The sequence below is a fragment of the Pseudomonas sp. 05N432 genome, from assembly GCF_056396945.1.
The window spans coordinates 49,270-62,970 of sequence record NZ_JBFTMM010000022.1; the positions used below are offsets into that span (position 1 = coordinate 49,270).

Genomic DNA, 13,701 nt, shown 5'->3' on the forward strand with positions numbered 1-13,701 from the left:
CTGCCATCGCGGGCAAGCCGCGCCCCCACATCAGCTCCGTGTCGTTTGCAAAATTTGCAATCAATGGAAAACCCCTGTGGGAGCGAGCCTGCTCGCGATGACGGACTGACATTCAACATCGATGTTGATCGTTACACCGCTATCGCGAGCAGGCTCGCTCCCACAGGGGGAGACTTCGTAGAGCAGAAGGATCAGGCTTTCTGGATGATGTTGCCCGCGTGCAAGCCGCATTCTTTCTGCGTGGCTTCTTCCCACCACCAGCGACCTTCGCGCTCGTGCTGGTTTGGCAGCACCGGGCGGGTGCACGGTTCACAGCCAATGCTGATGAAGCCGCGTTCATGCAGGCTGTTGTATGGCAGCTCCAGCATGCGGATATAGCCCCAGATCTCTTCGCTGGTCATTTGTGCCAGCGGGTTGAATTTGTACAGGGTGCGCTCCGGCGTCGAGAATGCGCTATCGATTTCCAGTACGGCAACCTGGCTGCGGGTGCCCGGGCTCTGGTCACGGCGCTGGCCGGTGGCCCAGGCGCTGACGGTGGACAGCTTGCGGCGCAGCGGTTCGATCTTGCGGATGCCGCAGCATTCGCCATGGCCATCCTTGTAGAAGCTGAACAGGCCTTTTTCTTTGACGAACGGTTCGAGCTTTGTATGGTCTGGCGAAACCAGTTCAATCTCGATCTTGTAGTGCTCGCGCACCTGATCGATGAAACGATAGGTTTCCGGATGCAGGCGTCCGGTGTCGAGGCTGAAGACTTTGACGTTCTTGTTGATCTTCCAGGCCATGTCCACCAGCACCACGTCTTCGGCGCCGCTGAAGGAGATCCACAGGTCGTCCCCGAACTCGGCAAAGGCGAGTTTGAGAATGTCCTGGGCGGATTTGTTGGCATAGGTCGCAGCGAGTTCAGTGACGTCGAACGATGGGCTCATCAGGGCGGTTTCCTACAGGTCGGTGGCGCTAAGCGCTCTATATGGTGGCGATGGTAGCAAAATCCCGAAGCGACGGGGGCGCTCCTCTGCGTTGCGTCGGTCGGTATGTCTCGCTAGAGTTCGGCAGTCCTTTTGCTCGCTCAACTCAATAATCAGTACAAATAGGAGTGTCTTGTGGAAATTGCCTGTCTCGATCTGGAAGGTGTATTGGTCCCGGAGATCTGGATCGCCTTTGCCGAAAAAACCGGGATCGAATCCCTCAAGGCAACCACCCGGGATATTCCCGATTACGACGTGCTGATGCAGCAGCGCCTGCGCATCCTCGACGAGCACGGCCTGAAGCTGTCCGACATTCAGGAAGTGATCGCCACCCTGAAGCCACTCGACGGTGCCATCGAGTTCGTCAACTGGCTGCGCGAGCGGTTCCAGGTGGTGATTCTTTCTGACACGTTCTACGAATTCTCCCAGCCGTTGATGCGTCAACTGGGCTTCCCGACCTTGCTCTGCCACCGTCTGATAACGGATGACACCGGTCGGGTGACGAGCTATCAACGGCGTCAGAAAGATCCCAAGCGTCAGTCGGTATTGTCCTTCAAGAGCCTTTACTATCGGGTGATTGCTGCCGGTGATTCGTACAACGACACCAGCATGCTGGGCGAGGCGGACGCAGGGATCCTGTTCCACGCACCAGACAACGTGATCCGCGAGTTCCCGCAGTTTCCGGCGGTGCACAGCTTCGAGGATCTCAAGCGCGAGTTCATCAAGGCTTCGAATCGTGAGCTGAGCCTGTAGGTCATGTGTCGGGGCTGATGGCGCTATCGCGAGCAGGCTCGCTCCCACAAGGACAACGCTGTACCTGTGGGGGCGAGCCTGCTCCGGGCGGCGTTCCGACGATGTTTTTAAAGGCCTTGCAGGGTTTCGAGCAACACCTTCACCTTGGTGATGGACTCCTGATACTCGGCCTGCCAGTCCGAATCGGCGACGATCCCACCGCCACCCCAGCAACAGACCTGCCCATCCTTGACCAGCAAGCTGCGGATGGCGATCGAGCTGTCCATTTCCCCGCGTACGTCCAGATACAGCAGCGAACCGCAGTACAAGCCGCGGCGGGTTGGTTCCAGCTCGTCGATGATTTGCATGGCGCGGATTTTCGGCGCGCCAGTGATCGAGCCGCCGGGGAAGCTGCCGGCGATCAGATCCAGGGCATCTTTGTTGTCAGCCAATTCGCCGGTGACGCTGCTCACCAGGTGATGAACGTTGGGGTAGCTTTCCAGGCTGAACAACTCGGGCACGCGCACCGAGCCAATGCGGCAAGTGCGGCCCAGATCGTTGCGCAACAGGTCGACGATCATCAGGTTTTCCGCACGATCTTTGGGGCTGGCCAATAGTTCGGCGGCGTTGGCCGCGTCTTCGGCGGCGTTCTGGCCGCGCGGACGGGTGCCTTTGATCGGGCGGGTTTCTACGTGGCCTTCGCTGACTTTGACGAAACGCTCTGGCGACAGGCTCAGCACCGCGCCGCCGTCAGGCAGGCTCTGGAAGCCAGAGAACGGTGTTGGGCAAGCTGCCCGCAGCGCGCAATACGCCGTCCACGGATCGCCTTGGCATTGTGCGCGAAAGCGTTGTGCGAAGTTGACCTGATAGCAGTCGCCGGCCTGGATGTACTGCTGGATACGCACGAACGCCTGCTGATAGTCACTGGCGCTTAGGTCGGGATTCATGGCGCCGTTCAGGGTGAACGGCGCGACAGCAGCAGTCGCGGGCTGGCCAAAGAGTTCGATCAGACGTTGGCGCTCGGATTCGATCAGGTTGGGATGGAACACCAACTGACTGCTACCGATCAGGTGATCGCTGATCAACGCCCAGTCATACAGGCCAAAGCGCGCGTCGGGCAGTTGCAGGTCATCGTGAGCCTGGGAGGGCATGGCCTCCAGGTGACGGCCAAAATCGTAACTGAGGTAGCCGATCAAGCCACCGGCGAACGGTAGTTCGTAGGGGGCAGGGATCGCTGCATCGCCGAGCCGGGCCAGCGTCGCGCGCAGGCGTTGCAGGAACGCGCCGCCACTTTCGTCAGGCGATACCGCCAGTGTTGCCAGTGGCCAGGCGCTGAGCACGTCATAACGTCCACGCTCGGCACTCGGCCGGCCACTGTCGAGCAGCACGCTGCCCGGGGCATGACGAATCGCCGCGAAATACTCGGCGGGGTTGGCGCGATAGGGAAGCGGGTATACGGAGCAGGTCAACATGAGCGGGGTAGATCAGCCATCGAGGCGGGGGTGGCGATTGTAGTCCTCTGCGGGATTTGCTCCTAGAGGGGATGTCGGTGATTGGCAGGTTGGAGGCAGGGCTGAAGGCTTGGGTGAATGTCAGGCTGCCATCGTCGGAACGCCGCCCGGAGCCGGCTCCGGGCGGCGTTCCGATGGCTTTCAGCTCTTCCAGGCGTGCCTCGACCGCATGAGTGCGCGTGGTCAACCCGCAATCATTGGCGATCTGAATGTTCAGCCCGGGCCGCGCATTGAGTTCGAGAATCAGCGGACCTTTTTCCTGGTCCAGCACCATGTCGACACCGATGTAGCCCAGGCCACACAGCTCATAACAGCTGGCGGCGAGCTTCATGAAGCCGTCCCAGTAGGGCAGTTGCACGCCATCTACCGCGTTGGTGGTGTCCGGGTGTTTGAGGATGAATTTGTTCAGCCAGGTGCCGCGCAAGGTCATGCCGGTGGCCAGGTCGACACCGACGCCGATAGCGCCCTGGTGCAGGTTGGCCTTGCCGCTGGATTGCCGGGTGGGCAAACGCAGCATGGCCATCACCGGGTAGCCCATCAGTACGATGATGCGGATGTCCGGCACGCCTTCATAACTGATGCTTTTGAAGATCTGGTCGGGAATCACCCGGTATTCGATCAGCGCGCGGTCGCGGTGACCGCCCAGGGAATACAGGCCGGTCAGAATGCTGGAGATCTGGTGCTCGATTTCTTCATGGCTGATGATCCTTCCGGAAACCGTGCGGTACTGGCCCTCGAAACGGTCGGCGATCACCAGGATGCCGTCACCGCCGGCACCTTGTGCCGGCTTGATCACGAAGTCGCTGTGGTTGCCGATGATGTCGCCGAGCTTTTCGATTTCTTTCTCGGTGGAGATCACGCCGTACATCTCCGGCACGTGAATGCCGGCCTTGATTGCGCGTTCCTTGGTGATGATCTTGTCATCGACAATCGGGTACAGGCTGCGCTTGTTGTACTTGAGTACGTAGTCAGCGTTGCGCCGATTGATGCCCATGATGCCCCGGGCGTGCAGGGCCTTCCAGGTCTTCCAGAAACCGAACATTACGAATCGGCCTTGACGAAGGCTTTGAAGCGCATCAGCTCGGTCAGGCGGTAGCCGCGATAGCGACCCATGGCCAGCATGAAGCCCACCAGGATCAACAGGATCGCCGGGAAGGTGAACACAAAATAAATCAGTTCCGGAATGCTCATGATCAGGTGTCCCAGAGAGGCGGCGAACAGCGTACCGATCGCGACTTTCAACGCATGCCCGGCGCCGCGTTCTTCCCAGGTGATCGACAGGCGTTCGATGGTCATGGTCAGAATCACCATCGGGAACAGCGCTACCGACAGCCCGCGCTCCAGGCCCAGTTTATGGCTGAACAGGCTGATGGCGGCAATCAGCACCACAACGAAGGTCAACACCACCGACAGCCTCGGGAGCATTTGCAGCTTCAGGTGCTCAAGGTAGGAGCGCAGCGACAGCCCCAGTGCCGTGATCACTGTAAACAGCGCAACGCCGAAACCCAAGCCGGTTTCGCGAAAGGCCAGGGCAACTAGCACCGGGGTAAAGGTGCCGAGGGTCTGCAAGCCGATCAGGTTGCGCAGGATCAGGATAACCAGCACGCCGATCGGGATCATCACCATGATCATGAAGGTTTGCTGGGTTTGCAGCGGCAAGCCGTACAGCGAGTAATCAAGGAAGCTGGCGTCGGTATTTTCGTCCGTCAGTTTGGCCAGGCGAATGGCGTTCATTTCGCTGTTGTTCAGGCTGAAGGTGACGTTGGCTTTCTTGCCGCCCTCGACGGTGATCAGGTTGTCATCGCCGGTCCACCACAGCAGACGGTCGGTGGGCAGGCCTTGCTCGCCGGTTTCCGGGTTGAAGTACAGCCAGTCAGTGCCATTGAAGCTACGCAGCCAGAGCTCCGGGGTTTGCGGCTGATCGGCGACCAGGCGGATGGTGTGGACCTTTTCCATCGGTACGTGGGCAATGGACAGCAGCAGCTCGACGATTTTCGCTTTGTGCGCCGGTGACGGATCGCCGGCCAGCAGCAGTTTTGCGTTGTCGTCATTGGCATTGTTGACGCGTTTGATCGCTTCGCCGATGAAGGTCTCGACGTCTGCCGAGTGCTGGCGAATCGGCGCGAGCAGGGCGTCGGCGGCAATTTTTTCCGGGCCTTCGACAGCGATGCTGTCGCGGAAGGTCGGGCCTTTGACTTTGGATTTTTCACCGGTGTAGCGCTTGGTCAGCACCAGGCGGTAGTAAAGCGTCTGGTTGCCCTTGGCCCGGCGTGCGGACCAGGTGACCTTGCGGTTGCCGTCTACGCGGTTGACCGCAACGCCATAGTTGTTGGAGATAAAGCTTTCATTGAGGCTGACGTAGTCGCGACTCAGCGGTGGCACGAACATCTGGATCTTGACCGGGTCCTTGGCACTGGCGACGAACTGGACCTTGGCGTCGATGTTCCACAAGTCGTCGGTGGCGTCTTCGGTCACCGGAATGCCCAGCACGAAAATCTGATAGGCCGTAACTGAAAGGCCCAGCACCACCAATAGGGTGATCAGGATTTTCAGGTGGAGGGTAAGGGAGCGCATGGGCATTACTCTGCGGTATGAGCGTCGGTGGCGCAGGCGGGTTTGCCAGCAGCGTATTTAAGACTCGGGTCGACCAGCGCATCAAAGCGTTTCAAGGCTTCGGAACCGATCAAGAGCGGGAATTGGAATGCACTTCGGTCGGTCAGGTTCACTTCTATGCTGCGCAGCGCCGTGCCCATGCAGATGTCCAGCTCGATCACCGGGCGAGCGGTGTACTGCTTGCCTTCCTCGGGATCGAAGTCGCCAGCGCGGCGTTTGATTTTGCTCACACGTGCCAATGGGCGCTCGATCGGGTGCGAGTGGGCGGTGTCGATGGCCAGGTAAAAGCGTACCCACGATTCGCCATTGCGTTTGAAGCGCTTGATATCACGGGCACTGAGGGAGGCGGTTTTGGCCCCGGTGTCGAGTTTGGCCGCGACTTCCAGGTCAATTCCTGCCAGCTGCGCGTATTCGTTGAGACCGTACACAGTCTTTTCACCCGCGATAGCGAGACCAGGCAGACAGAGTAGACAGATCAACAGGGTGAAGGGCTTGAGTCTCATAGATCCTGGCGCGGTGCCGTCCGTTCTTCAGTTCAAGGCGACTGGCATTGCTGCACAAGCTCCTTCTCGTGCCTGCCATAAAAAGATGACAGACAAATGCGGGCGGCATTCTAGCACGGTGGTTTTATGGCGCCAGCCGCGGGTCTGTCCTTTACTTAGGTTTTACTTAAGGCGTTTATTAGACGATTGTCGACAATAGCTCTATTTCCTTTGACTGATTGCGCGATATTGGTTAGTTTTTGCCGCATTGGCTTATGAGGTGTCGACAATATGCTGGGTCAACTTGATCCTCCGGTGATGGCGTCAGACGATTCGGAAACCCTTTCCGAAAACGTCTTCCGACGCATTCAGGCGGCCATCGTCAAAGGCGAGATCGCCCCGGGCAGCAAGATCTCCGAGCCTGAACTGGCGCGCACTTACGGCATCAGCCGCGGGCCATTACGTGAGGCGATCCATCGTCTGGAAGGTCAGCGCCTGCTGGTCCGCGTCCCGCACGTGGGGGCCAGGGTGGTGTCGCTGAGTCACGCCGAACTGCTTGAGCTCTACGAAATCCGCGAGTCCCTGGAAGGCATGGCCTGTCGTCTGGCCGCCGAGCGCATGACCGCCGAAGAAATCGACGAGTTGCGTCAGGTGCTGGAAACCCATGAGCGCGATGCGGCGTTTCAGGCAGGCGTTGGCTATTACCAGCAGGAAGGCGATTTCGACTTTCACTACCGAATCATTCAAGGCAGCGGCAACCGCACACTGACGCAAATGCTCTGCGGCGAGCTGTATCAACTGGTGCGCATGTACCGCATCCAGTTTTCTGCCACGCCCAATCGTCCGCGCCAGGCGTTTGCCGAGCACCACCGGATTCTCGATGCCATCGCCGACCGTGACGGTGAATTGGCCGAGTTGTTGATGCGTCGTCACATCGGCGCTTCAAAACGCAATATCGCCCGTCACTATCAGGACGGAGCCCATCAGACAGCCACTCCACGAGGTGAGTCATGAGTTCGAACAAGAGCACACCAGGCCAGCGTTTCCGCGATGCGGTTGCCAGCGAGCATCCTTTGCAAGTGGTCGGCACGATCAACGCCAACCATGCGCTGCTGGCCAAGCGCGCCGGTTTCAAGGCTATTTATCTGTCCGGTGGCGGGGTCGCTGCCGGTTCTCTCGGTGTGCCGGACCTCGGGATTACCGGGCTCGATGACGTGTTGACCGACGTACGCCGGATCACCGATGTCTGCGACCTTCCGCTGTTGGTGGACGTGGACACCGGTTTTGGTTCCTCGGCGTTCAACGTCGCGCGCACCGTGAAGTCGATGATCAAGTTCGGCGCGGCAGCGATTCACATCGAAGACCAGGTTGGTGCCAAACGCTGCGGTCACCGCCCGAACAAAGAGATCGTTTCCCAGCAGGAAATGGTCGACCGGATCAAGGCGGCAGTCGATGCGCGCACCGATGACAGCTTCGTGATCATGGCCCGCACCGACGCCCTGGCGGTGGAAGGTCTGGAGTCGGCACTGGATCGCGCCGCGGCATGCATCGAAGCCGGCGCCGACATGGTGTTCCCGGAGGCCATCACCGAACTGGACATGTACAAGCTGTTTGCCAGCCGCGTCAAAGCGCCGATCCTGGCCAACATCACCGAGTTCGGCGCCACGCCGCTGTACACCACCGAGCAACTGAAAGCTGCCGATGTGTCGCTGGTGCTGTACCCGCTGTCGGCCTTTCGCGCGATGAACAAAGCGGCGGAAAACGTCTACACCGCGATCCGTCGCGATGGCACGCAAAAGAACGTTATCGACACCATGCAGACCCGCATGGAGCTTTACGATCGCATCGATTACCACACCTTCGAGCAGAAGCTCGATGCGTTGTTTGCGCAGAAGAAGAACTGAATCAAACCCTGTGGGAGCGAGCCTGCTCGTGATGGACGTTAATGATAACGCGGTGTTCCTGATGCACCGAGGTGAGCCATCCACCATCGCGAGCAGGCTCGCTCCCACAAGTTTCCCTAACAAATTCAAGATTGGAGACAGCAATGGCCGAAGCAAAAGTATTGAGTGGCGCCGGGCTGCGTGGCCAGGTGGCCGGGCAAACCGCATTGTCCACCGTGGGCCAGGAAGGCGCAGGCCTGACCTATCGCGGCTATGACGTTCGCGAACTGGCGGCCCAGGCGCATTTCGAAGAAGTGGCGTACATGCTGCTGTACGGCGAACTGCCGAACAAGACACAACTGGCCGCCTACATCAACAAACTGAGCAAGCTGCGTGACCTGCCGCAAGCGCTGAAGGAAGTGCTCGAACGCATCCCGGCCGACGCCCATCCGATGGACGTGATGCGCACCGGTTGCTCGTTCCTCGGCAACCTTGAGCCGGAGCATGACTTCTCCGAGCAACATGACAAAACCGACCGGCTGCTGGCCGCGTTCCCGGCGATCATGTGCTACTGGTATCGCTTCAGTCACGACGGCAAGCGCATCAACTGCGTGACCGATGAAGAGTCGGTTGGCGGGCACTTCCTGCACCTGCTGCATGACAAGAAGCCAAGCGAATTGCACGTCAAGGTGATGAACGTTTCGCTGATCCTTTATGCGGAACACGAGTTCAACGCGTCGACCTTCACCGCCCGCGTTTGCGCATCGACGTTGTCCGACCTGTTCTCCTGCGTTACCGCGGCCATCGGTTCCCTGCGCGGCCCGCTGCATGGCGGCGCCAACGAAGCGGCGATGGAAATGATCGAGCGCTTCGCGTCGCCGCAAGAGGCGATCAAAGGCACCCTCGACATGCTCGCGCGCAAAGACAAGATCATGGGCTTCGGTCACGCGATCTACAAAGACAACGACCCGCGCAATGAAGTGATCAAGGGCTGGTCGAAAAAGCTCGCTGACGAAGTCGGTGACACCGTGTTGTTCCCGGTGTCGGAAGCCATCGACAAGACCATGTGGGAGCAGAAGAAACTGTTCCCCAACGCGGACTTCTACCATGCCTCGGCGTACCACTTCATGGGCATTCCAACCAAGCTGTTCACGCCGATTTTCGTCTGCTCGCGCCTGACCGGCTGGGCGGCGCATGTGTTCGAACAGCGTGCCAATAACCGCATCATCCGCCCGAGCGCCGAGTACGTCGGCGTCGAACAGCGCAAGTTCGTGCCAATCGAACAACGCTGAATGGTGGAGGGCCTGACCGCCGATTTTTGGAGCAACGGAGAACCCTGTGGGAGCGAGCCTGCTCGCGATGACGGACTGACATTCAACATTGATGTCGCCAGTTGCATTGCTATCGCGAGCAGGCTCGCTCCCACATTTGACCGAGTTCGCTTCAAAGCCGGTGCCAGCCCCCACTTTTTGTAATCACCGTGACCGAGTCCTGACGATGAACACAGATTTCCGCAAATCGCTGCCCGGCAGCCATCTGGATTACTTCGACACCCGTGCGGCAGTCGAGGCCATCCAGCCCGGCGCCTATGACACCCTGCCGTACACCTCCCGCGTACTGGCGGAAAACCTGGTGCGCCGCTGCGACCCGGCCACGCTCACCGAATCCCTGAAACAGTTCATCGAGCGCAAACGCGACCTCGACTTCCCGTGGTTCCCGGCCCGCGTGGTGTGCCACGACATTCTTGGCCAGACCGCCCTGGTCGACCTCGCTGGCCTGCGTGATGCCATTGCCCTGCAAGGTGGCGATCCAGCGCAAGTGAACCCGGTGGTGCCGACGCAATTGATCGTCGATCACTCCCTGGCCGTCGAGCGCGGTGGCTTCGATCCGGAGGCATTCGAAAAGAACCGCGCCATCGAAGACCGTCGCAACGAAGACCGTTTCCACTTCATCAACTGGACCAAAAAGGCCTTCAAGAACGTCGACGTGATTCCGCCAGGCAACGGCATCATGCACCAGATCAACCTGGAGAAAATGTCGCCGGTGATCCAGGTGCGTGACGGCGTGGCTTTCCCGGATACCTGCGTCGGCACCGACAGCCACACCCCGCACGTCGATGCCCTGGGCGTGATCGCCATCGGTGTCGGCGGTCTGGAAGCGGAAAGCGTGATGCTCGGCCGTGCCTCCTGGATGCGTCTGCCGGAAAGCGTCGGCGTCGAGCTGACCGGCAAGCTGCAACCGGGCATCACTGCCACCGATATGGTGCTGGCGTTGACCGAGTTCCTGCGCAAGCAAAAAGTCGTTGGGGCCTGGCTGGAATTCTTCGGCGAAGGCGCCTCCGCGCTGACCCTCGGCGACCGTGCAACCATTTCCAACATGGCCCCGGAATACGGCGCCACTGCGGCGATGTTCTACATCGACCAGCAGACCATCGACTATCTGAAACTTACCGGCCGCGAAGACGAGCAGGTGCAGTTGGTCGAAAATTACGCCAAGACCACAGGCCTGTGGGCCGATAGCCTGAAGGGCGCGCAATACGAGCGCGGCTTGACCTTCGACCTGTCGTCGGTGGTGCGCAATATGGCGGGGCCGAGCAATCCTCACGCCCGTGTCGCTACTTCTGATCTCGCGGCCCAAGGCATCTCCGGACAGTGGGACGATGTGCCCGGCCAAATGCCTGACGGCGCGGTTATCATTGCCGCCATCACCAGTTGCACCAACACCAGCAACCCGCGCAATGTCATCGCCGCCGGCCTGCTGGCACGCAACGCCAACAAGCTCGGATTGACTCGCAAGCCGTGGGTCAAATCGTCCCTTGCGCCGGGTTCGAAAACCGTGGCGCTGTACCTCGATGAAGCTGGCCTGACTTCTGAACTGGAGCAACTCGGTTTCGGCGTGGTGGCATTCGCCTGCACCACCTGCAACGGCATGTCCGGTGCGCTGGACCCGGTGATCCAGCAAGAGATCATCGATCGCGATCTGTACGCCACTGCCGTGTTGTCGGGTAACCGCAACTTCGACGGTCGGATTCACCCATATGCCAAGCAGGCGTTCCTTGCTTCGCCGCCGTTGGTGGTGGCGTACGCCATTGCCGGGACCATCCGTTTCGACATCGAAAAAGACGTGTTGGGCCTGTCGGCGGATGGCAAGGAAATCCGCCTGAAGGACATCTGGCCGAGCGACGAAGAGATCGACGCGGTGGTCAAGGCATCGGTCAAGCCGGAGCAGTTCCGCCAGGTCTACATCCCGATGTTCGCCATCCACGAAGACACCGGCCCGAAAGTCAAACCGCTGTACGACTGGCGCGAGATGAGTACCTACATCCGTCGTCCGCCGTACTGGGAAGGCGCACTGGCCGGGGCACGTCCACTCAAGGGTATGCGTCCATTGGCAGTGCTTCCGGACAACATCACCACCGATCACCTGTCGCCGTCCAACGCCATCATGCTCGACAGCGCCGCTGGCGAATACCTGGCGAAAATGGGCTTGCCGGAAGAGGACTTCAACTCCTACGCGACGCACCGCGGTGACCACTTGACCGCGCAACGCGCGACCTTCGCCAACCCGAAACTGTTCAACGAAATGGTTCAGGAAAATGGCAAGGTCAAGCAGGGTTCGCTGGCGCGTGTCGAGCCGGAAGGCCAGGTCATGCGCATGTGGGAAGCCATCGAAACCTACATGGAGCGCAAGCAGCCGCTGATCATCATCGCCGGCGCCGACTACGGTCAGGGTTCGTCCCGCGACTGGGCTGCCAAAGGTGTGCGTCTGGCCGGTGTCGAAGCCATCGCTGCCGAAGGTTTCGAACGCATTCACCGTACCAACCTGGTGGGCATGGGCGTGTTGCCGCTGGAGTTCAAGCCGGGCACCGACCGCAAGACACTGGGCATCGACGGCACTGAAACTTTCGATGTGATCGGCGAGCGCACGCCGCGTGCCACGCTGACTCTGGTCATTACCCGCAAGAACGGTGAACAGGTGTCAGTACCGGTTACCTGCCGTCTCGATACTGCTGAAGAAGTCTCGATCTACGAAGCCGGCGGCGTGTTGCAGCGTTTCGCCCAGGACTTCCTTGAATCGGCTGTTGCTGTCTAACGCGACTTGCCGGGGCAGGGCAGTGACGTCCTGCTCCGGCGCATAAGGAACATTATGGCCCACGTACCTCAGATCAAGATCCCTGCCACCTACATGCGGGGCGGCACCAGCAAAGGCGTGTTCTTCAGCCTGCAAGACCTGCCTGAGTCGGCGCAGATTCCGGGCCCCTCCCGCGACGCGCTGTTGTTGCGAGTGATCGGCAGCCCTGACCCGTATGAAAAGCAAATCGATGGTATGGGCGGGGCGACCTCCAGTACCAGTAAAACGGTGATCGTGTCCAAGAGCATCAAAGCTGATCACGACGTCGATTACCTGTTCGGTCAGGTCTCCATCGACAAGCCTTTTGTCGACTGGAGCGGTAACTGCGGCAACCTCTCGGCGGCGGTCGGTTCGTTCGCCATCGGCAGCGGTCTGGTCGAGGCCAGTCGTGTTCCGCGCAACGGCATGGCGGTGGTGCGCATCTGGCAGGCCAATATCGGCAAGACCATCATCGCCCACGTGCCGATCACTGACGGCGCGGTGCAGGAAACCGGTGATTTCGAACTCGATGGCGTGACCTTTCCGGCCGCTGAAGTGCAGCTCGAATTCATGAATCCGGCGGCCGAGGAAGRGGGCGCCGGCGGCTCGATGTTCCCGACCGGCAACCTGGTCGATGACCTGGAAGTACCCGGTGTCGGCACGCTCAAAGTGACCATGATCAACGCCGGCATCCCGACCATTTTCGTTAACGCCGAAGCCATCGGCTACACCGGCACCGAGTTGCAGGGCGATATCAACGGCGATCCGAAAGCGCTGGCGATGTTCGAGACTATTCGTGCACATGGCGCACTGCGCATGGGGCTGATTTCGAACCTCGACGACGCCGCCAAGCGTCAGCACACCCCCAAGGTGGCGTTTGTCGCACGGCCTGCCGATTATCTCGCTTCCAGCGGCAAGCCGGTGGCGGCAGGCGATGTCGACCTGTTGGTCCGCGCACTGTCCATGGGCAAGTTGCATCACGCGATGATGGGCACTGCTGCCGTAGCGATTGGCACCGCAGCAGCGATTGACGGCACGCTGGTCAACCTCGCCGCGGGTGGTATTCCCCGCAACGCGGTGCGCTTTGGCCATCCGTCAGGCACCTTGCGCGTTGGCGCCGAAGCCCAACAGGTCGATGGCGAGTGGACCGTGACCAAAGCCATCATGAGCCGCAGTGCGCGGGTGTTGATGGAAGGCTGGGTGCGCGTGCCGGGCGATTCTTTCTGATCCCGACTCCGAGCCCATGTGGGAGCGAGCCTGCTCGCGATAGCGTTGTCTCAGGCGACATCAATGTTGACTGTGCCGGCCCCATCGCGAGCATACGGAACGCCGCCCGGCTGCTCCCACAGTTCATTGCATTTCAATTATAAGAAAGCAGTAACCGACAGAGATTGATCCTGAACCG

At 60.0% G+C, this 13,701-nt stretch carries 10 protein-coding genes and 1 pseudogene; 6 read left to right on the top strand and 5 right to left on the bottom strand.

Annotation, left to right across the window (positions count from 1 at the left end):
- Window positions 1-191: 191 nt before the first annotated feature.
- Window positions 192-926, bottom strand: a complete 735-nt coding sequence (locus AC1DHT_RS24885; RefSeq protein WP_019689457.1) for a phosphoadenylyl-sulfate reductase — start codon at window positions 924-926, stop codon at window positions 192-194.
- A 174-nt stretch (window positions 927-1,100) separates the two neighbouring features.
- Between AC1DHT_RS24885 and thrH the strand changes: the two genes are divergently transcribed.
- Window positions 1,101-1,718, top strand: a complete 618-nt coding sequence (thrH, locus tag AC1DHT_RS24890; protein ID WP_427540281.1) for a bifunctional phosphoserine phosphatase/homoserine phosphotransferase ThrH — start codon at window positions 1,101-1,103, stop codon at window positions 1,716-1,718.
- A 107-nt stretch (window positions 1,719-1,825) separates the two neighbouring features.
- On the opposite strand, the gene pabB is transcribed toward thrH, so the two are convergent.
- The 4 genes and pseudogenes from pabB to rloA all read right to left on the bottom strand — a co-directional run bounded on the left by pabB (window position 1,826) and on the right by rloA (window position 6,324).
- Window positions 1,826-3,169 (bottom strand): aminodeoxychorismate synthase component I, encoded by a 1,344-nt coding sequence (gene pabB / locus AC1DHT_RS24895; RefSeq protein ID WP_427540278.1) that lies wholly within the window; start codon window positions 3,167-3,169, stop codon window positions 1,826-1,828.
- A 154-nt stretch (window positions 3,170-3,323) separates the two neighbouring features.
- Window positions 3,324-4,250 (bottom strand): annotated as a pseudogene (locus AC1DHT_RS24900) (alpha-L-glutamate ligase-like protein); the annotation flags it as partial.
- A complete protein-coding gene (gene rloB, locus AC1DHT_RS24905) occupies window positions 4,250-5,782 on the bottom strand; it encodes an osmotic stress tolerance membrane protein RloB (RefSeq protein ID WP_427528250.1) in 1,533 nt (510 codons plus the stop codon). The gene rloB and the pseudogene AC1DHT_RS24900, both read right to left, overlap by 1 nt.
- 5 nt (window positions 5,783-5,787) lie before the next feature.
- Complete coding sequence (gene rloA / locus AC1DHT_RS24910; protein WP_427528248.1) at window positions 5,788-6,324, bottom strand: retropepsin-like aspartic peptidase RloA; 537 nt, start codon at window positions 6,322-6,324, stop codon at window positions 5,788-5,790.
- A gap of 270 nt (window positions 6,325-6,594) precedes the next feature.
- On the opposite strand from rloA, the gene AC1DHT_RS24915 reads away from it, so the two are divergent.
- The 5 genes from AC1DHT_RS24915 to prpF all read left to right on the top strand — a co-directional run bounded on the left by AC1DHT_RS24915 (window position 6,595) and on the right by prpF (window position 13,523).
- Complete coding sequence (locus tag AC1DHT_RS24915) at window positions 6,595-7,317, top strand: GntR family transcriptional regulator (protein WP_427528246.1); 723 nt, start codon at window positions 6,595-6,597, stop codon at window positions 7,315-7,317.
- Window positions 7,314-8,207 (top strand): methylisocitrate lyase, encoded by an 894-nt coding sequence (gene prpB, locus AC1DHT_RS24920; RefSeq protein ID WP_427528244.1) that lies wholly within the window; start codon window positions 7,314-7,316, stop codon window positions 8,205-8,207. The genes AC1DHT_RS24915 and prpB overlap by 4 nt, the downstream gene beginning before the upstream one ends.
- A 143-nt stretch (window positions 8,208-8,350) precedes the next feature.
- On the top strand, window positions 8,351-9,478 hold the full coding sequence (gene prpC, locus AC1DHT_RS24925; RefSeq protein WP_427540273.1) for a bifunctional 2-methylcitrate synthase/citrate synthase: 1,128 nt from the start codon (window positions 8,351-8,353) through the stop codon (window positions 9,476-9,478).
- A 205-nt stretch (window positions 9,479-9,683) separates the two neighbouring features.
- A complete protein-coding gene (gene acnD, locus AC1DHT_RS24930; RefSeq protein WP_054593260.1) occupies window positions 9,684-12,278 on the top strand; it encodes a Fe/S-dependent 2-methylisocitrate dehydratase AcnD in 2,595 nt (864 codons plus the stop codon).
- Window positions 12,279-12,332: 54 nt separating this feature from the next.
- A complete protein-coding gene (gene prpF / locus AC1DHT_RS24935; protein ID WP_477761500.1) occupies window positions 12,333-13,523 on the top strand; it encodes a 2-methylaconitate cis-trans isomerase PrpF in 1,191 nt (396 codons plus the stop codon).
- Window positions 13,524-13,701 lie beyond the last annotated feature (178 nt).

Coding starts and splice junctions, on each gene's coding strand:
- AC1DHT_RS24885 (WP_019689457.1), bottom strand. CDS start 926: ATGAGCCCATCGTTCGACGTCACTGAACTCGCTGCGACCTATGCCAAC.
- pabB (WP_427540278.1), bottom strand. CDS start 3,169: ATGTTGACCTGCTCCGTATACCCGCTTCCCTATCGCGCCAACCCCGCC.
- rloB (WP_427528250.1), bottom strand. CDS start 5,782: ATGCGCTCCCTTACCCTCCACCTGAAAATCCTGATCACCCTATTGGTG.
- rloA (WP_427528248.1), bottom strand. CDS start 6,324: ATGAGACTCAAGCCCTTCACCCTGTTGATCTGTCTACTCTGTCTGCCT.
- AC1DHT_RS24915 (WP_427528246.1), top strand. CDS start 6,595: ATGCTGGGTCAACTTGATCCTCCGGTGATGGCGTCAGACGATTCGGAA.
- prpB (WP_427528244.1), top strand. CDS start 7,314: ATGAGTTCGAACAAGAGCACACCAGGCCAGCGTTTCCGCGATGCGGTT.
- prpC (WP_427540273.1), top strand. CDS start 8,351: ATGGCCGAAGCAAAAGTATTGAGTGGCGCCGGGCTGCGTGGCCAGGTG.
- acnD (WP_054593260.1), top strand. CDS start 9,684: ATGAACACAGATTTCCGCAAATCGCTGCCCGGCAGCCATCTGGATTAC.